General features: G+C 68.3%; 17 protein-coding genes. 13 read left to right on the top strand and 4 right to left on the bottom strand.

Going from position 1 to position 18,485, the window contains the following annotated elements; translation table 11 throughout:
• Nucleotides 1-157 precede the first annotated feature (157 nt).
• The 12 genes from ACFVV0_RS03575 (at nt 158) to ACFVV0_RS03630 (ending at nt 15,521) form a co-directional block, all read left to right on the top strand.
• A complete protein-coding gene (locus ACFVV0_RS03575) occupies nt 158-1,093 on the top strand; it encodes a carbohydrate ABC transporter permease (protein WP_387058314.1) in 936 nt (311 codons plus the stop codon).
• Entirely contained in the window at nt 1,090-2,007 is a 918-nt protein-coding gene (locus ACFVV0_RS03580; RefSeq protein ID WP_387058317.1) for a carbohydrate ABC transporter permease, read from the top strand. The genes ACFVV0_RS03575 and ACFVV0_RS03580 overlap by 4 nt, the downstream gene beginning before the upstream one ends.
• 5 nt (nt 2,008-2,012) lie before the next feature.
• The gene (locus ACFVV0_RS03585) at nt 2,013-2,684 is read left to right on the top strand and encodes a DUF624 domain-containing protein (RefSeq protein ID WP_387058320.1); all 672 of its coding nucleotides are present in this window, start codon (nt 2,013-2,015) and stop codon (nt 2,682-2,684) included.
• 33 nt (nt 2,685-2,717) lie between these two features.
• Nucleotides 2,718-3,908, top strand: coding sequence for a glycoside hydrolase family 88 protein (locus tag ACFVV0_RS03590; protein ID WP_387058322.1), 1,191 nt, complete (start codon nt 2,718-2,720; stop codon nt 3,906-3,908).
• A 28-nt stretch (nt 3,909-3,936) separates the two neighbouring features.
• Complete coding sequence (locus ACFVV0_RS03595; protein ID WP_387058324.1) at nt 3,937-4,815, top strand: fumarylacetoacetate hydrolase family protein; 879 nt, start codon at nt 3,937-3,939, stop codon at nt 4,813-4,815.
• Nucleotides 4,812-5,576, top strand: a complete 765-nt coding sequence (kduD, locus tag ACFVV0_RS03600; protein WP_387058327.1) for a 2-dehydro-3-deoxy-D-gluconate 5-dehydrogenase KduD — start codon at nt 4,812-4,814, stop codon at nt 5,574-5,576. The genes ACFVV0_RS03595 and kduD overlap by 4 nt, the downstream gene beginning before the upstream one ends.
• A 20-nt stretch (nt 5,577-5,596) precedes the next feature.
• Complete coding sequence (gene kduI, locus ACFVV0_RS03605; protein WP_387058330.1) at nt 5,597-6,427, top strand: 5-dehydro-4-deoxy-D-glucuronate isomerase; 831 nt, start codon at nt 5,597-5,599, stop codon at nt 6,425-6,427.
• 5 nt (nt 6,428-6,432) lie between these two features.
• Nucleotides 6,433-7,314, top strand: coding sequence for a sugar kinase (locus ACFVV0_RS03610; protein ID WP_387059466.1), 882 nt, complete (start codon nt 6,433-6,435; stop codon nt 7,312-7,314).
• Nucleotides 7,311-7,916, top strand: a complete 606-nt coding sequence (locus ACFVV0_RS03615; protein ID WP_387058334.1) for a bifunctional 4-hydroxy-2-oxoglutarate aldolase/2-dehydro-3-deoxy-phosphogluconate aldolase — start codon at nt 7,311-7,313, stop codon at nt 7,914-7,916. Before ACFVV0_RS03610 ends, ACFVV0_RS03615 begins: the two co-directional genes overlap by 4 nt.
• A gap of 37 nt (nt 7,917-7,953) precedes the next feature.
• Complete coding sequence (locus ACFVV0_RS03620) at nt 7,954-9,051, top strand: LacI family DNA-binding transcriptional regulator (protein ID WP_387058337.1); 1,098 nt, start codon at nt 7,954-7,956, stop codon at nt 9,049-9,051.
• Between the two features lie 216 nt (nt 9,052-9,267).
• On the top strand, nt 9,268-14,652 hold the full coding sequence (locus tag ACFVV0_RS03625; RefSeq protein WP_387059469.1) for a fibronectin type III domain-containing protein: 5,385 nt from the start codon (nt 9,268-9,270) through the stop codon (nt 14,650-14,652).
• 236 nt (nt 14,653-14,888) lie between these two features.
• Nucleotides 14,889-15,521: a hemerythrin domain-containing protein gene (locus ACFVV0_RS03630; protein ID WP_387058339.1), complete on the top strand. Its 633-nt coding sequence runs from the start codon at nt 14,889-14,891 to the stop codon at nt 15,519-15,521.
• Here the strand turns inward: ACFVV0_RS03630 and ACFVV0_RS03635 are convergent.
• The 4 genes from ACFVV0_RS03635 to ACFVV0_RS03650 all read right to left on the bottom strand — a co-directional run bounded on the left by ACFVV0_RS03635 (nt 15,518) and on the right by ACFVV0_RS03650 (nt 17,287).
• Nucleotides 15,518-15,937 (bottom strand): hypothetical protein, encoded by a 420-nt coding sequence (locus ACFVV0_RS03635; protein WP_387058342.1) that lies wholly within the window; start codon nt 15,935-15,937, stop codon nt 15,518-15,520. The genes ACFVV0_RS03630 and ACFVV0_RS03635 overlap by 4 nt on opposite strands.
• 72 nt (nt 15,938-16,009) lie before the next feature.
• A complete protein-coding gene (locus ACFVV0_RS03640) occupies nt 16,010-16,420 on the bottom strand; it encodes a hypothetical protein (protein WP_387058344.1) in 411 nt (136 codons plus the stop codon).
• A gap of 76 nt (nt 16,421-16,496) precedes the next feature.
• Nucleotides 16,497-16,814, bottom strand: coding sequence for an ArsR/SmtB family transcription factor (locus ACFVV0_RS03645; protein WP_387058346.1), 318 nt, complete (start codon nt 16,812-16,814; stop codon nt 16,497-16,499).
• On the bottom strand, nt 16,811-17,287 hold the full coding sequence (locus ACFVV0_RS03650; protein WP_387058349.1) for an SRPBCC family protein: 477 nt from the start codon (nt 17,285-17,287) through the stop codon (nt 16,811-16,813). Before ACFVV0_RS03650 ends, ACFVV0_RS03645 begins: the two co-directional genes overlap by 4 nt.
• Before the next feature lie 83 nt (nt 17,288-17,370).
• Here ACFVV0_RS03650 and ACFVV0_RS03655 point away from each other — a divergent pair, with 83 nt between their 5' ends.
• The gene (locus tag ACFVV0_RS03655) at nt 17,371-18,480 is read left to right on the top strand and encodes a DNA glycosylase AlkZ-like family protein (RefSeq protein ID WP_387058351.1); all 1,110 of its coding nucleotides are present in this window, start codon (nt 17,371-17,373) and stop codon (nt 18,478-18,480) included.
• Nucleotides 18,481-18,485: the final 5 nt, after the last annotated feature.

Here is an 18,485-nt window from a genome sequence, read left to right on the forward strand (position 1 = left end):
CTTTATTCACCGCTCCCGCCCCCGGCGAACTGGCAAACACCCCCCGCCCCCCCTCTTCTAACACCCCTCGCGGGGCCACGCCCACTCGGGGGGGGGGCGCCCCCCCCCGGCGCCCCCCACCCCGCCCCTCTCACTTCCCCGAATGTAAGGACGAACAATGACGGCGATCGCCACAGACGTCGACACGTCGCCTGCCCCGCCCCTCCCGCGGCGCAGGTCGCGACTGCGGATGCGCAACACGCTCATCGGCTGGAGCTTCATACTCCCGAACTTCCTGGGATTCGCGCTGCTGACGCTGATACCCGTCGTGACCCTGTTCTACCTCGGCTTCACGAACTGGAACATCTTCGGCACGGCCACCTGGACCGGTCTCGCGAACTTCCAGCGGCTGCTCGGCGACACGACGTTCCACGTCGCGGTGCTCAACACCTTCTACTACGCGATCCTGCACATCCCGCTGACGTTCGTCGTCTCGCTGGGACTCGCGCTCCTGCTGAACACCAAGCTGCGCGGCGTCGGCTTCTTCCGCACGGCCGCCTTCTTCCCGTACATCACGTCGATCGTCGCGATCGCAGTGGTGTGGAACCTGCTGTTCAGCCCGCAGTACGGCCCGATCAACCAGTTCCTGCACTTCGTCGGCATCCAGAACCCGCCGACCTGGCTGCAGTCGACCACGTGGGCGATGCCCGCCACGGTCATCGTCAGCACGTGGCGCGACATGGGCTACTACATGATCCTCTTCCTCGCGGGCCTTCAGGCCGTTCCTCGCGAACTGCATGAGGCGGCCCGCGTCGACGGTGCGGGTGTCTGGCAGCGGTTCTGGAACGTGACGATGCCGTGCCTGCGGCCGACGACGTTCTTCGTGACGGTCATCCTGACGATCAACTCGTTCAAGGTCTTCGACCTGATCCTGGTCATGACCAACGGCGGTCCGGGCAACGCGACCCTGGTGCTGTCGCAGTTCATCTACCAGACCGCGTTCGTGCAGAACCAGTTCGGCTATGCCTCCGCGGCATCCATCGTCCTGTTCCTCATCTGCATCGCCGTGACCATCGTCCAGTTCCTCATCAACAAGCGGGGGAGTACCCGATGAGTGAGATCACGCAGTCAGCGACGCTGCAGCGCAGCCTCCAGGACCTCGCCGAGCACCCGCCGCAGCGCGCTACGCGCGCACCACGCAATGGCGTGCGTCGCATCGGCCGCATCGTCGGCTACGTCGTGCTGTTCCTCGCCGCCTTCGCCCTGCTCGTACCGTTCTTCTGGATGGTCTCGAGCTCTCTGAAGCCCGCCAACGAAGTGTTCTCCGTCCCGGTGAAGTGGCTGCCGGTGACGTGGGACTGGAGCAACTACGTCGACATCTGGACTCACTCGAACATCGTGGTCTGGATCCGCAACACGCTGGTGCTCGCGGTGGCGGTCACGATCCTTCAGGTGTTCACCGGCTCGTTCGCCGCCTACGGATTCGCTCGGATGAAGTTCCGTGGCCGCGACGCCCTGTTCCTGGCGTACATCGCGACCATTGCGGTGCCGTGGCAGTCGTACATGATCCCGCAGTTCATCATGCTCGCGAAGGTGCACCTCGCGAACACGCTGTGGGCCATCATCCTGCTCCAGGCGTTCAGCGCCTTCGGTGTGTTCTTGATGAAGCAGTACTACGAGACGATCCCCGAGGAGCTCTCCGAGGCCGCCCGCATCGACGGCCTGAGCGAGTACGGCATCTGGCGGCGCATCATGGTGCCGCTGTCGGTGCCGGCGATCGCGAGCCTCACGCTCCTCACGTTCGTCACGGTGTGGAACGACTACTTGGGCCCGCTCATCTACCTGCGGAACCCGGACCTGTGGACCCTGCAGCTCGGACTGCAGACGTTCGTGAGCAACCAGTACTCGGCGAACTACGGCCTGATGTTCGCGGGCCTCGTGATCTCGGTCGTGCCGATTGCGATCGTGTTCCTCCTCGGGCAGAAGTACTTCGTCGAAGGCATCGCGACGAGCGGGTTGAAGGGATGACACCCATGCCACGGATCTCACACGGCTTCGCCTCGACCGCCTTCGAGACCGCTTACCTCGGCCTCGGCACGAACCTCATGCTCGCCGTAGCGTGCCTGCCGCTGCTGGTGCTCGCCATCGGCACGAACCCCGTGGAGAGCTGGCCCTACCTCGCGATCGCCGCGGCGCTCGCCGCACCCGGCTTCAGCGCCGCCTTCACGGTGTTCCGCGAGCACGGGCACGGCGATACCCGCCCGGTGCGCACGTTCCTCCGCGGCTACGCGGCCACGTGGCGCAAGGCGCTCACGGTCGGCGCTGTGACGGCCGCCCTCCTCGTCGTGCTGCTCGTCGACGTGCGGGCGCTCGCGGCCTCGACCCTCGGTGTCGTGGTCGTGCCGCTGCTGCTCCTGCTGAGCGTCCTGACGCTCGCCGCCGGGATGCTCTCGCTCGTGGCGATCGCCGAGGTGCCCGTCGCCCGGCTGCGCGACGTGCTGCGTGCCGCGCTGCTCCTCGGCGTACGGCGCTGGTACCTCACGCTCGTGTCACTGCTGGTCGGGGCCGTCCAGGTCGCGCTCTTCGCCAACCTGCCCGCGATCGCCGCCGGGGTGACGGCCGCGGCCGCGCTGTTCCTGATCTGGGCCAACTCGCGTTTCACGCTGCGCCCCGTGCTTCCGGCCGCCGAGCCGCTGACCGACTGACCCTGAAGAAGAAATCGACAAGGACTGCCAAATATGACCTCTCTTTCCTCCGCGCCTGGACACGCCCGTGCGGCTCAGCTCGAGGTGCGCGCCGCGCTGACCGCAGCGATCGACACGGTGCGACGCAACATCGAGCGTTTCGGCGATCGGTACCCGGACGACACGACGCGCGATGGCTTCTATCCGTTGCGGCCGGCGGCGGGCGGCGTGCCCGAGGGCGGCAACCGAGGCTGGACGACGAGCTTCGTCCCCGGCATGCAGTGGATCGCGTGGGAGGCCACTGGCGACGACGTGTTCCGCGACGCCGCGCTTCGGCACGCGGCCAACTTCGAGGAGCGGATGCGCGAGGGCGTGGACCTGGACACGCACGACCTCGGGTTCCTCTACAGCCTGGCGTGCATCACAGCATGGCGCCTGACCGGTGACGAAGAGGCCCGCGCCGCTGCGATCGCGGCCGCCGACCACCTCATGACGCGCGTCCTCGAACCCGCCGGCATCATCCAGGCATGGGGCGACCTGTCGGACCCCGAGGAGCGCGGACGTACGATCATCGACAGCCTGATGAACATGCCCCTCCTCACCTGGGCCACTGAGCAGACCGGCGATAAGCGCTACGCGGAGGCGGTCTTGCGCCACACGCTCCAGTTGCGGGACAACATGATCCGCCCCGACGACACGACGTACCACACCTTCTACTGGGACCCGACGACCGGCGAGCCGCTCCGGGGCGCGACCGCGCAGGGTGCGCACGACGACTCGTGCTGGGCGCGCGGACAGGCGTGGGGCATCTATGGCTTCGCCCTGAACTACCGGGCGACGGGCGATGAGCGGTTCCTGGATGCGTCGCGCCGCTGCGCCGCGTACTTCCTCGCGCACCTCCCCGCCGACGGAGTCGCCTTCTGGGACCTCGTCTACACCGACGGCAGCGACGCCCCGCGCGACAGCTCGGCGGCGGCCATCGCCGTATCCGGTCTCCGCGAGCTCGCACTCGCCGAGACCGACCCTGCGGCCGCGGAGCGTGCCGTCGAGGCCGCCGACCGCATCCTCGCCTCGCTCATCGCCGGCTACACGCCAGCGGAGGGCGAGTCGGATGCACTCCTCCTGCACGGCGTCTACAGCCTGCCCGCCCGCGAAGGCGTCGACGAGGGCAACCTCTGGGGGGACTTCTACTACCTGGAGGCGCTCATGCGCACGGCCGACCCCGAGTGGCGGCTCTACTGGTGATCCCGGCATTTCCAGCAGGGGAGCCGACATGCGCCTCGTGACGTATCGGGCGGGCGGCGGCATGCGGCCCGGCGCCGTCGTCTCGGTCGATGGCGAGGATCACCTCCTCGACCTTTCCAGCATCTCGGCGCGCGTCGAGGAGATCCTCGCCGACGAGGCGCGGCTCGCGCTGGTTCGGGATGCGGTGGCGGCGACGGATGCTGCATCCCTCCCGCGGCTCGATTCCGTCACGCTCGCCGCCCCGGTCACGCCGGGCAAGATCCTGTGCCTCGGCTACAACTACCGCGGGCATGTGCCCGACGGCGTCGACGCGACGGCGAACGATCCGGAATGGCCGGACGTATTCGTCAAGACCCCGAACACGTTGGCGGCCCCGGACGATGCTGTTGTGATCCCGCAGGGCGCCACCGATGTCGACTACGAGGGCGAGCTCGCCGTCGTGATCGGTCGCCGGGCGCAGCGGGTGTCCATCGGCGACGCTCTCGCCCACGTGGGCGGATACACGATCCTGAACGACGTGTCGGACCGGGCGTGGCAGCGGCGGCAGAGTCAGTGGGCTCTCGGGAAATGCTCGGACGGGTTCGCTCCCCTCGGCCCATGGGTCGTGACGGCGGACGAGGTGCCCGATCCGCAAGACCTGCTCGTCGAAGTCGTGCGCGACGGTGTCGTCACCGTCTCGCAGTCGACCTCGACCACGATTTTCAGCGTGGCGTTCGTCATCCACCACCTGAGCCAGGTGCTGACCCTCGAGCCGGGCGATATCGTGTCGACCGGCACTCCGCAGAAGCTCGCCGCCGCCCAGGAAGCGCACCGCCCGCTCGGAGACGGAGACGCGGTCACCGTCCGCATCTCCCGCATCGGAGAGCTCACCACCACGTTCACCGTCGCCCAGGAGGCCGCCAGATGATCCTCGATTCCTTCCGCTTGGATGGCAAGGTCGCCCTCGTGAGCGGCTCCAGCCGAGGGCTCGGCCAGGGGGCTGCAATCGCGCTCGCCGAGGCCGGCGCCGACGTCGCGCTGCTCGACCGGGGCGACGCCTCCGAGACTGCGGACCGTATCCGTGCGCTCGGTCGTCGCGTCCACTCGATCCGCCGCGACTTCGCCTCGGCGACCCCTCAGGAGCTGACGGATGCTGTCGGCGAGGCGATCGCCGCGCTCGGCGGCCTCGACATACTCGTCAACAACGCCGGCACAATCCGTCGCGCGCCCGCCGCGGAGTACTCCGCCCAAGACTGGAACGACGTGCTCGCCGTCAACCTCGACGCGGTGTTCCATCTCTCACAGGCAGCGGGTCGTCACATGCTCGCGCAGCGGAGCGGCCGCATCATCAACGTCGCGTCCATGCTGTCGTTCCAGGGCGGCGTCTTCGTGCCCGCGTACACCGCTTCGAAGCACGCGGTCGCGGGGCTCACGAAAGCACTCGCCAACGAGTGGGCCGCCTCGGGCGTCACCGTCAACGCGGTCGCGCCCGGCTACATGGCGACCGACAACACCGCCGCACTGCGCGCAGACCAGGACCGCGAGGCATCCATCGTCGCCCGCATCCCCGCCGGACGCTGGGGCACGCCCGCCGACCTCCAGGGAATCTTCGCCTTCCTCGCTTCGGACGCCGCGGCCTACGTCACCGGTGCGATCGTGCCGGTCGACGGCGGCTGGCTCGTCCGCTGAGTCACCAGAACAGGAGCATCATGCCGACACCCATCGAACAGCGCTACGCGACCAATCCCACCCAGATCCCGGGCATGACGACGCAGGAACTGTGCGACACCTACCTGATCCCCGAGGTCTTCGTGCCGGGCGAGATCCGCCTCACGTACACTCACCACGACCGGATCGTCCTCGGCGGCGCGAAGCCGGCCGGAGGCGTGCTGGAGCTCACCGGCTACCCCGAGATCCGCAGCGACTACTTCCTCGAGCACCGCGAGCTCGGCATCGTCAACGTCGGCGGTCCCGGCACGGTCACCGCCGACGGCGAGGTCTTCGAGCTCGTGAACGGCGCGTGCCTCTACCTCGGCCGCGGCATCCGCGAGGTGTCGTTCGCGGGGGAGGATGCGCAGTTCTACCTCTTCTCGGCTCCCGCGCACACGACCTATCCCGCCGCACTGGTCGCGCCCGGCGAGGGCACCGTGCGCGAGCTCGGCGACCAGGTGACGAGCAACCGCCGCACGCTGAACCAGTACATCCACGAGAACGGCGTCCAGAGCTGCCAGATCGTCATGGGAGTGACGCAGCTGCACCCCGGCTCGATGTGGAACACGATGCCGGCGCACACGCACGACCGCCGCACGGAGTGCTACCTCTACTTCGACATTCCGGAGGACGCGCGCGTCGTCCACCTGCTCGGCGAGCGCGAGGAGACCCGGCACCTCCTCGTAGCCGACCGCCAGGCGATCATCTCGCCGAGCTGGTCGCTCCACTCGGGCGTCGGGACCGCGGCATACTCGTTCGTGTGGGCCATGGCGGGCGAGAACCAGACGTTCGACGACATGGACGCCGCTCCCGTCACCGACCTGAAGTGAGCGGGATGCTGCTCGCCGCCGGCGAGACGATGGCCATGGTCGCACCGCGCGAGGCGGAGCGGCTACACGCCGCCGACGCTTTCCGGGTCGACGCCGGCGGTGCCGAGTCGAACGTCGCCGGACACGTGGCCGCGCTCGGCCACCCGGCGGCGTGGTTCAGCCGACTAGGGGCCGATCCGCTGGGCGAGCGCATCCTGCAGCGCCTTGCGGCCCGCGGGATCGGCGTGTCGACGGTCATCCGGGATCCGGGCCGCCCCACCGGACTGTATGTCAAAGATCCCGGGCATGGCGTGCACTACTACCGCGCAGGGTCGGCGGCATCGTTCCTGTGCGCCGCGGACGCCGACGGCGTCGATCTCGATGGCATCGCGGTGCTGCACGTGTCCGGCATCACGGCGGTCATCTCGCCGTCGGCGGCGGAGTTCCTCGATCGGATTCTGACCCGCGCCCGCGAGGCGGGAGTGCTCGTCAGTTTCGACGTCAACCACCGCCTCGCGCTGTGGGGTCCCGAGACCGCCGGTGCCGCGCTGAAGTCGTTCGCCGCACGCGCCGACATCGTGTTCGTCGGGCGCGACGAGGCTGAGCGTCTGTGGGGGACGGCGACGCCCGCCGAGGTGCGGGCACTGCTGCCGGAGGTCGTCGAGCTCGTCGTCAAGGACGGCCCGCACGGCGCGACGACGTTCACCGGCGTGGACCACGTGTTCGTCCCGGCGCTGAAGGTCGAGGTCGTCGAGGAGGTGGGCGCGGGCGACGCCTTCGCCGGCGGCTACCTCGCGGCGCTGCTCGACCATGCAACCATCGACGAACGGCTGCGCGAGGGACACGCCCGCGCGGCACTCGTCCTCGCCACCACCGCCGACTGGCCTGACGAAGTGGAAGAACAATGACCGACTGGTTCGAGGACACCTTCGCGCGGGCACCGCTCATGGCGATCCTGCGGGGCATGGGAGTCGAGCGTTCTGCGGAGCTGTCGACGCTCGCATGGGATCTCGGCATCGATGCCGTCGAGGTGCCGCTGCAGACCGCCGAGGACGACGCGGCGCTCCGCGAGGTCGTTCGCCTCGGCGAGGAACGCGGCAAGATCGTCGGCGCCGGCACGATCATCACCGTCGAGCAGCTTGATGCCGCGGTCGCCGCGGGCGCTCGCTACGTGGTGTCGCCGGGCCTGGATCCCGCCATGGTGCGGGCCGCGCAGGAGCGGGGCATCCCCATCCTGCCCGGCGTGGCAACGCCAACGGAGGTGCAGGCGGCGGTCGGCCTCGGACTCACCTGGCTGAAGGCGTTCCCGGCGACGTGGCTCGGCACGGGCTGGTTCGCGCACATCCGCGGTCCGTTCCCGCAGGTGCGTTTCGTGGCGACCGGCGGCCTCAGCGCCGCCAACGTCGGCGACTACCTGGCCGCCGGCGTGCGGGTCGCCGCTGTGGGATCGGCGCTCGAGGATCCGGTGCAGCTGGAGCGCCTGTCCGACGTGCTCGCGGCCCGCAGCTGAACCCGACCGCCGATGCCGAGAATCGAGAGGATGCGCTGTGGACGGTAGCAGTCTGTTCTCGCTTCAGCGCCGCGAGCGCATAATGGCGGAGCTCGGAGCCCACGGCGCGATCCGCGTGACCGAGTTCGCGCGGCTCCTCGGCATCAGCGAGATGACCGTCCGTCGTGATATCAACCACCTGGCCCAGCAGGGGCTCGTCTCGCGTGTTCACGGGGGTGCGACGATCCGCAGCCCAATGGATCGCAGCGTTCCGGTGAGCGCGAAACTCGGCCGTTACACGATCGGGATGGTCGTGCCCTCTCTCGACTACTACTGGCCGCATGTCGTGTACGGCGCTCGCGCGGAGGCGGTCGAATCGCAGTCGCGGATCGCCTTGCGCGGCTCGTCGTACGACATCAAGGACGACCGGAGGCAGATCCAGGCGCTCGTCGACTCGGCGAGCACGCATGCCCTGATCGTCGCGCCGAACGCCTTCGGTCGCGCCGGCCAGGACATGCTGCGCTGGCTCGAGTCGCTGCCGATCCCAGTCGTCCTGGCCGAGCGCCAGGTGCCGTCGGACCTCGTGGTGCGCAACCTGGAGTCGGTGGGAACCGACCATCCGTACGGCGCGTCGCTCGCGGTCCATCACCTGCACGCCACAGGGCATCGGCGGCTCGCCCTGTTCTACCCGCCGGCGAGTCCGACATCTGTGGGTGTCATGCGGGGCTGGCGCGACACGATCGAGAGGCTCGGAATGCCCGCAGGCGTCGTCGCCGAGTACGACGACACGCTCGCCGGCACGGAGCGCGACGAGATGTACGACGGCCTCATCGACCAGTGCCTGGATGCGCAGGTCACCGCTGTACTGATCCTCGCGGATCCGTCCGCCGTCGCGTTCGTGCAGCGGTGTCTCGACCGGGGTGTGCGGGTCCCGCACGACCTGGCGGTCGTCGCCTACGACGACGAGGTCGCCTACCTCGGCTCGCCGGCGATCTCGGCCGTGCGGCCGCCGAAGCAGTATGTCGGCAGAATGGCAGTCCGGCTGGCGCTCGCGCGCCTGACCGAGGGTGCGGAGCGCCCGCTCCATCACGTGCGGCTCGAGCCGCAGCTTCAGGTGCGCGACTCCTCGCGCGGACGCGTCGCGGTCGACGCGTGACCTCGCCCGCCGGGTTCCGAGTCGGTCCGAGCGAGTGCGGTTCGTGCAGTTCCTGTTCGAGCCTGTTCGATTCGTGGTGGCTCACCCGGATGCGCTCCTAGTGTCGCGGTGAAGAAGCTTGCCTCGTCGTGGAGGCGGAGAACGGAGACAAAGATGTCGGAGGCGATGACGCCCCGTGCCGGGTTCGGTCGGAGGACTCGGAGGGCCGCCGTGACCATGGCGGTGAGCGCCGCGGTGGTCGCGGCAGCCGTCGGGTTCCCGGCGATGGCGGAGGCGGCGGTGACCGATCCCGTCGCTGTGACGCTGAACGGCAGCGATGTCGCCGCCGCCGCCAAGAACGTCAACGGACTCACGTTCAAGGGCTTCGGCCTGCTGTCGGGCAACTCCACGAGCGCGCTGCTCATGGACTACAAGTCACAGCATCCGGACCAGTACTGGCAGCTCATCCAGACGTTCTTCGGCGGCTCGAACCCGATCATGAACACCGTCAAGATCGAGATGGGCAACGACCGCAACACGTCGACCGGACCCGAGGCTTCGACGATGCGCTCCCGCGCCGAGTACCCGAATGTGCAGCGCGAGCCCGGATTCCAGCTCGCCGCCGATGCCCAGAAGGTCGCGACGGGCACGGTGCACGTGAGCATCCTGCGATGGGACCGGCCCACGTGGGTGGCGACAGATGCCGACCAGTACATCTGGTTCAAGAACACCGTCCTCGCCGTTTACCGCGAGTACGGCATCATGGTGGACTCGATCAACCCAGACACGAACGAGACCGGCAGCCCGAACATCTCGCTGTACAAGACCTTCTCCGGCTGGCTCCGCAATGACACCAAGGGGTACGAAGGCGCGACGGCTGACGACCCGAACAACGGGTTCAAGAGCGCCCAGGAGGAGCAGCTCTTCCACAGCATCAAGACGATCGCCGCGGACACCGTGGGCACGCCGCCGCTCTCCTTCGGCAACGCGATGACGGCGACGGACCCGTCTCTCCGCGACGCCGTCGATGTGGTGGGATTCCACTACAGCAGCGCGGACGACTCCAACGGCAACATGAAGAAGCTCGCGCAGCAGTTCGACAAGGAGGTCTGGAACTCCGAGGGTCAGTCGACCTTCTCCAGCTCCGCCGACCGGCCGAACAACAACGCGAGCGACGAGGCCGGCGGCACCGGTACGCAGTTCGGCGGCACCAACAGCGCGCTCGAGATGGGCAACTGGATCACCACCGGGTTCGCCGCATCCAACCGCACCTTCAGCATCTTCCAGCCCGCGATCGGGTCGTTCTACGACGGCATGCAGTACTCGTCGAAGGAGCTCGTCAGCGCCCGCGACCCATGGTCGGGCTGGACCTACTACGACGGAGGGCTCGACGTCCTCGCCCAGTTCACGCAGTTCGCCACGCTCGGGTGGGAGAACTCCGACAACACGGCCGGCATCTGGCGGGCGATCCCGCAAGCGTCCGCGAGCCAGCTCGGCACGGGCAACCCGCCGAGCGGCGCCCGGACCGGTGGTGCGTCGTACACGACCCTCGCGGCACCGGATGGGTCGGACTTCTCGACGGTCATCGTCAACGACAGCAAGTACACGCGCACGTACAAGATCGCCGCGAACGGACTGAACCTCGGCGCCGACAAGACGATGGAGCTTTGGGAGACGCGGGCGGCGGATGCCGGCCAGGCCTACGACGCGAACTATCTGAAGCCGGTCGATGAGATCTCGCCGACCACCGACGGGTCGTACACGTTCACCGTGAAGCCGTTTTCGACGCTGACCGCGACGACGCTCGACCACGCCACGAAGGCGGCCGACGGCACGCTCACGCCGAAGGCGGGCTACGGCAACACGCTGCCGACCTCCAAGGAGTACACGGCGGCAGACGGTGGACGTGACGTGCTCGACACGGACTCCACAGGCAACACGAACGGAGTGACCGACGACGCGTACCTCTACGCCGACGACTTCGACTACGCGAACGAAGGCAACGTCAAGACGTACGACTCGGCGACCGGCAAACTCGTCGACAGCGGCGAGTCCTACCTCGACAGCCGCGGCGCGAAGGCGAAGCCGGCCGGAACACCGGGTGTAGCGACCGCCGACAACGGCGCCACCCCGCGCTATACGGACGACACGAACGGAGCGTTCGAGTCCGTCACGACGAGCGACTCGAGCCACGGCCGCGTGATGCGACAGCAGGTCGGCCCCGGCATGGCGGGCAGCGCCTGGAACGCCGGCGACCCGAAGACGACGATCGGCGACGGCCGGTGGGCGAACTACACCGTCTCGTCCGACGTGCAGTTCGAGGCGACGGCTTCGGGCCAGTACGCCAGCATCGGCGCCCGGGAGCAGGGCGGCACGGCGAACGGGCAGAGCGTCTCCGCGGCCGAGCTGAAGGTCGACCCGACCGGGGCCTGGAGCCTGATGCGCTTCGGCGCGACCGTCGCGAGCGGCACCGTGGCGGGCAACGCCGACGTCGCATTCAAGACCGGCGCGGGGGTCTGGAACAACCTGGCGGTGACCGTCGCAGGCTCCGTCTACAGCGCCTCGATCAACGGCAAGCAGATCACGACCTACACGGATGCGTCGCCCCAGGCGACCGGTCGCATCCAGCTCGGATCGAGCTTCAACTTCGTCGACTTCGACAACCTCAAGGTCACGACGGTCCCCGGCTACACGCCCTATTACACGCAGCTCATCGACGGCATGCACCAGACGAGCTGGGCCAACACCTCCACGCCGGTCCTGCAGTTCGACAGCGGCTGGAGCAACATCAACGGCCAGGGCATGTTCGAGTACCAGCGCACCGCCTCCAACAGCACGCGCAAGGGCGCCGCGATGACTTACACGTTCACCGGCACCGGACTCGACATCATCGGCACGAACACCGGTCAGCCGACGCTGAACGTCACCGTGGACGGGGCGCAGGTCGTCGCGAACGCACCGACGCTGGCCTCCGGAAGCGAGCGCACCGCGTTCGAGCTGCGCGGCCTGAAAAGCGGCACGCACACCGTGGTGATCTCGACCGCCAACGCGAGCCCGATCAACGTGGACGCGGTGGGCGTCATCACCGCGAACGCGGACTCGGCCAAGGTCGACACGACGGCCCTCGCCGCTGCGGTCGCGAAGGGCGACGCACTCAACGGGGACGATTGGGGCACGGACTCCTGGTCCCGCGTGAGCGCGGCGCTGACGAATGCCCGTGCCGCCGTCGCCGACCCGTCGGCATTCGGCCTCGACGCCGAAGGCGCTGCGGCGATCACCGTCCGGCTGACGACCGCGATCGACGCGCTGGTGCCCAAGGACGTCAGCCCGGACGTGCGAGATCTCGGCATGACCGCCGTCGCGACGGCCGGCCGCACGCTGCCGAAGACCATGTCGATCGACGGCTCGGACCTGGCGGTGACGTGGGATGCCGCATCCCTCGCGAGTGTCGGTTCGACCGCGGAGCTCGGCACCTTCACGGCGACGGGACGCACGACGGACAAGACCTCAGCCGGCGTGTACCAGCGCTTCAGCGCGGCCGTTCTGATGGTGCCCTCGAGCCTCGCGTACTTCATCGACTCGGGTGCGTCGACGTCTGCCGCGCCCTCCGCATACGCGGCGGTCGCAGGGCTGTATCCGCACCTGCAGAACGCCGCCGCCGACCAGAAGTGGGATGGCGCGACCGCGGGCTCCACGTGGGGCTACTCCACCGCGGCGCCCACCCTCGCCGCCGGCACGCCGACCGACTGGGGCTCCTCCTACGTCGGCGCCGACTTCAACAAGCCGGTCACGTACCACGTGTCCCTGCCCGCGGGAAGCTACAACGTGGTGGGCGTGCAGGCACCGCGCGCCGGCCTGACGACGAACATCTACTCCAAGGTGGGCGTCCACGGCGGCACGGCGACCACCGTGACGGCGGCGTCGAACGGCACCGCGACCCCGATCGCCCAGCGCATCACGCTCAACGCGCCCGCGGTCGTCGACCTGGAGTTCGGGACGAACGGCACGAGCGGGTACAACGCCCGGCTGGCGCTCGCGTACGTCCAGGTGCTGCCGCGCGACCTCGGAGTCCAGGGGACGCTGGGTCTGAAGGATGCGCTCCCCGACACCGTCACGGTCGCCGGGGTGGCCACGGCCGTGACCTGGGACGCCGCATCCATCGCCCAGCAGCGGACGCTCTACGGCAAGCTCTCGGTCTCGGGCACGATCGGCGCCGACGACGCGCCCGTCGTCGCCTCCTACGAGGTGGTTCCGAAGGGGCTCGTGTACTTCATCGACTCGGGTACGAACGGCGTCGCCTCGCCCGAGTACACGGCCGTGAAGCAGTCGGTCCCGACCCTGCGCAACGACGCCGTCGACCAGGTGTCGACGTCCGCCGGCCAGTGGGGCTACGACGCCACTGGGATGGAGACGAAGTCGACGACCGACATCAACGACAAGTACTCGACAGGGCTCTACCAGGACACGACGAAGCTCACCTATCACCTGCCGCTGGACGCCGGCACGTACACGCTCACGGGCGGCTTCACCGAGTGGTGGAACGTGTCGCGTTCGATGTATCAGACGGTGTCGGTGGGCGGGACGGAGCTCGCGAAGGGCAGCATCCCACTGTCAGGCACGAACACACCGCTCGCGGAGGACCTCACCTTCACACTGGACACGCCGGCCACCGTCGACTACGTCGTGACCAACGAGGGCGCGGGCAGTTCGCTGCCGGTCATCTCCTGGCTCGCCGTCGCCGACGTCACGATGGCGGCAGCGCCCGGTGACGTGAAAGCCGTCGCCACAGGCGACACGTCGATCAAGGTCACCTGGGCCCCGTCGTCGCCGACGGGCCTCGGGTTCACGGGGTACCGGGTGTACGACGGCGATGCCACCACCCCGGTGTGCATCACCTCGGAGACCTCGTGCACCTTCACGAACCTCGACCTCGGCTCGACGCACACCTACACCGTGACGGGCGTCAACCAGCTCGGCGAGGGTTCGCCCTCTGCAGCATCGAACTCGGTGACGCTGCCGGAGGTGACGTCGAACGACGGCTCCAGCTCGGTTCCGGGCAAGGCGGTGCTCTCGTCGAACGACGGGTGGGACACGGGCCTCAAGGACGGCACGTTCGACATCACGATGAACATGTGGTGGGGCGTCAACGGTCAGCTGTTCAAGCTGTACCAGGACGGCACGCTCGTGAAGTCGGTGCGCCTCCCGATGATCTCGCCCTTCGCGCAGCAGGCGGTCGTGCACATCGACGGCCTGAAGAACGGCACCTACACGTTCACCGGCCAGCTCACGAACTCGAAGGGGACCACGGCGACGCAGCCGCTCACGGTGAAGGTGACGGATGCGTCGCCGGGCGTACCCGGGCTCTCCTCGAGCGCCCAGCACGCAGACGGCTCGTTCACGCTTTCGGCGGATCTGTGGTGGGGGACCAACGCGACCTCCTACACGTTCCGCGACGGGAACACGGTGATCGGCTCCGGCAGCCTGACGGCCGCCACGCCCAACGCTCAGCACGCGTCCATCGACGTCACGGGAGCAGCCCCTGGAACCCACGCTTACACGGTGACCTTCACCAACGCGGCCGGCTCCGCCACGAGCAAGCCACTGTCCGTCAAGGTGCGCTGATCCGGCGTTCGTGAACAGAGAACCGGGCCGGATGCGCATCCAGCCCGGTTCTCTGTTTGCCGGAGTCTGAGCAGGCGGCCCGCGACAGGCCTTGTCGGGCCGGCCGCACCCCGAATAGAGTTCGATTGCCAGTTCGCCGACGAACGGAGCGACTCATGCCCGCAACAGCGCTGCCCTCGAGTGGAGATTCACCGAAGGGTCCAATCGAAAACGGCAAGACCTGCGACGCGCGGGGGATGGCCGAGATCCACCGAATGTTTCGTGCGGGGTTCGCCGAGGCGCCGGCGCTGGTCGCGGGCGTTGCGGAGGGCGATTCCGCGCACGCAGATGTCGTGGGTGATCACCTCGCGATGCTGTCCGTCGCACTCCACGCGCATCACGAGGGCGAAGATACCCACCTGTGGGACGCTCTCGAGCAGCGCGCGCCGTCGTGCGCAATTCACGTTGAGCGGATGAAGCAACATCACGCCGAGCTGCTCGTACACCTGACGCAGATGGATGCTGCTTTGCCCGCATGGCGGGCGAGCGGGCGAGAAGGGGACGCGGCCAACGTGCAATCCGCCCTCGACGGAGTCAACGCGGCGCTTGCTATTCATCTGCCCGACGAAGAAGCGAACATCGTTCCGGTGATGGAAACGACGCTGACTCCGAAAGAGATCGAGTGGTTCGCCGAGCACGGGCGCAAGGCGACCCCGAAAGGCAAGACCTGGGAGGCGTTGGGCGCGATTCTCGCAGCCCAGCCCGACGGGGGCGCTGAATGGCAGCGTGAGAACCTGCCACGGCCCGTCCGGCTGTTGTGGCGTGCGGTCGGGCGAGGAAAGTACGAGAAGAACCGGCGAGAACTGACCACGGGCGGCGTTCCGCGCTAACTGGTGGGAGCCGCCCTGTGGGTGGAGCGGCCCTCGGGGATCCAGGTTCCGATGAGGGTGACCACGAAAACGACCCCGGCAAGAATCCAGGGCAGCCAGGGTGAGTCTCCGTCGCGCGCCACAGCCCCCACCAGTAGCAGCCCCCCGAGCCAGACGATGCCGAAGACCACGAAATAGACGATGGCCACCCGTCCAGGGCGAGTAGTGAAGGGGTGAACTGAGGAGCGGCGAGCAGCGCGATCGACAATTAGGGTCGCCACGATTGCAAGCACGGGGGCCAGGACCGCGATCTGCTGTGGGAGCAGCGCGAAGGCGATGAGAGCAGCGCCGGCTATCACCCCGAGGGCGAGAAAGTACAACAGACGAGCGGTGGGGCGTTCAACTCTGGTGGACTTGTCGGCATTGACTGTGTGCACGGACGGCAGTCTATGCAGCTTTTGCGACATGTAGCGCCACGTATGCGCGCGACGTCGCCGCTGGGCCTCGTCCTAGTCGTCGCGTTTCGACTCGTCCACGATGCGCTTGGTGAATTCGTCGGTGAGGCGGGTCGTCTCGGCCATCTTCTCGCTGACGTTCTCGGCCGTCGCGGACTTCCACACCGTGTCCAGCCGGTCGTCGAGATCCCGGATCTGCTCTCGGATGGCTTCGTTCGCCTGCTCGTTCGCGGTGCGGACCAAGCGCACAGCGTTGTCGACGATCCGGCGCTCCAGCAGTACCACGAAGCCCACCAGCAGCAGTGTAGTTCCGACGTTCGCCAGCACACCGGCGAGATAGCCTGCACTGGCGGCGGCCGGCGTCAGGAGCAAACCGATCACGATGGCGGCGAGGCCCAGCAGGATGCATCCGATGAACCAGCCCCAACGGATGCGAAGGCGGGTGGGTGTCGACGTTTCGCTCATCCCGCCAGCGTAGAGTCGGGGAGTTCTCCGTGGTCGGGATGCAACGCGGGCGGGAAGCAACGCGGTCGGGAACCGGCTACAGGTGCTCGGCGATCCGCTTGATCTCGGCCAGACGGTGGTCCCACTCGGCGCCGACGCGATCGAGGCGGCGTGCCGTGTCGCTCAGCTGCGAGCCGATCACGCGGTAGCGCAGCTCGCGGCCGACCCGAAAGGGCTCGACGAGGCCGACCTCCTGGAGCACGGAGAGGTGCTTCGCGATCGCCTGCCGTGTGACGGGTAGCCGCCCGGCGAGGGCGGACGCCGATGCGTCGCCCTCGCCGAGGGCCGCCAGGATGCTCCATCGGGTCTCGTCGCCCAATGCGGCGAACACCGGCACGAGGGTGCTTGTGGTCACGAGCCTCCCTCGAGGTAGGCGACGAGCTCGTCCAGCTCGGAGTCCCAGCCGGTGCGGTTGCTCTCCATGCTGCCGGCCGGGTCGGACAGCGCGTCGAAGCCCGACTCGACGACGGTGAGCCGGGTGCCGGTTGCGACGGGTTCGAGGGTGAAGCGGAACACCGTCGAGTTCTCGACGTCGACCCGAACCGGGTCGAGCGATGAGGCGCCTCCCCAGCGGTAGGCGATCATCCGGGGCGGGTCGAGTTCCTCGATCTGCACGGGGACGTCGCCGTAGCCGTCGAACGAGAAGAGGCCGCCGGCGCCGACGGCGACTCCGTCGAGCACGGCCGCCTGCGGGAACCACCGCGCGATGTGCTCGACCTCGGTGATCGCGGCCCACACCTTCTCGGGCGGTGCCGCGATCGTGATGGTGCGCCGCACCGTGAACTCGTCGCGGTCGACGACGGAGGGCCCGTTTTCGGTCATGGTCATGATTCTGTTCCTTTCTGTCGATTGATGCAACCACAGGGTTGCACGAACTTGCACAAGATGCAACCGTTGAGTTGCAACTCCGGATGCGCGGATCCGGCCCGCTGATACCCTCGACCCGTGACGCACCAGCTCACCCGCGACCAGGCCCGGCGCATCGCCGTGCAGGCACAGCTGCTGGAAGCCGACCGACCGGACGACGTCGTCGGGGTCGCGGAGCAGCTCGGGCCATCAAGATCGACCCGACAGCGACCATCGCGACGGCGGAGCACACGATCCTCTGGTCGCGGATCGGCTCGGCCTACGAGCCGGCCCAGCTGTCGAAGGCCGTCGAGCTGGATCGGCTGTTGTTCGAGTTCGACGGAGCCTTCCGCCCGGTGAGCCTGCTGCCGCTCATGCTGCCGGCCATGCGGCGCTGGCCGCGCCGGGAGAGCAGCCGGGAGTGGCTGGCGGCGAACGACCGCTTTCGCACCGAGGTTCTCGCGCGATTGCGGGCAGAGGGGCCGCTGCTGGCGAGCGATATCCCGGACACCGCCGATGTGGCCCGCCCGCCGGACGGCTGGTCCGGGTCGAACCAGGTGGCACACATGCTCGACTTCCTGCAACGGCAGGGTGAGGTCGCCATCGTCGGGCGTCAGGGGCGGCACCGGCGGTGGGATCTCGCCGAGCGCGTGTATCCGCGCGATCTCCCCTCGTACGAGCCCGAGGAGGCCGAGCGGATGCTGAACGAGCGAAGACTGCAGGCCGCGGGGATCGTCAGGCAGGGCTCACCCTGGACCCGGGTGGGAGAGGCGGGCGAGCCGGCGACCATCGAGGGGATGCGCCAGAAGTGGCGCGTGGACCCTGAGGCGCTCGCCGCGCTGGACAACGACGAGGGCGGGCGCGCCGCGTTCCTCAGCCCGTACGACGGCATGCTCTTCGACCGTCCACGACTGCACGACCTCTTCGAGCTCGACTACGTGCTCGAGCAGTTCAAGCCCAAGCCGCAGCGGAAGTACGGCTACTTCGCCCATCCCATCCTGCTGGGCGACCGCTTCGTCGGCATGCTCGACGCCCAGGTCGATCGTGAGCACGAAGTGCTGGCGGTCACAGCCGTGCACGAGTTCCTGCCGTTCGACGAAGACGAGCACGATACGGTCCGTGCTGAGATCGCCGATCTCGGCCGATGGCTGGGTGTCGACGTCCCGGAGTGGTGAAGCCG

The sequence above is a fragment of the Leifsonia sp. NPDC058230 genome (genome assembly GCF_042882245.1).
GTDB lineage: Bacteria > Actinomycetota > Actinomycetes > Actinomycetales > Microbacteriaceae > Leifsonia.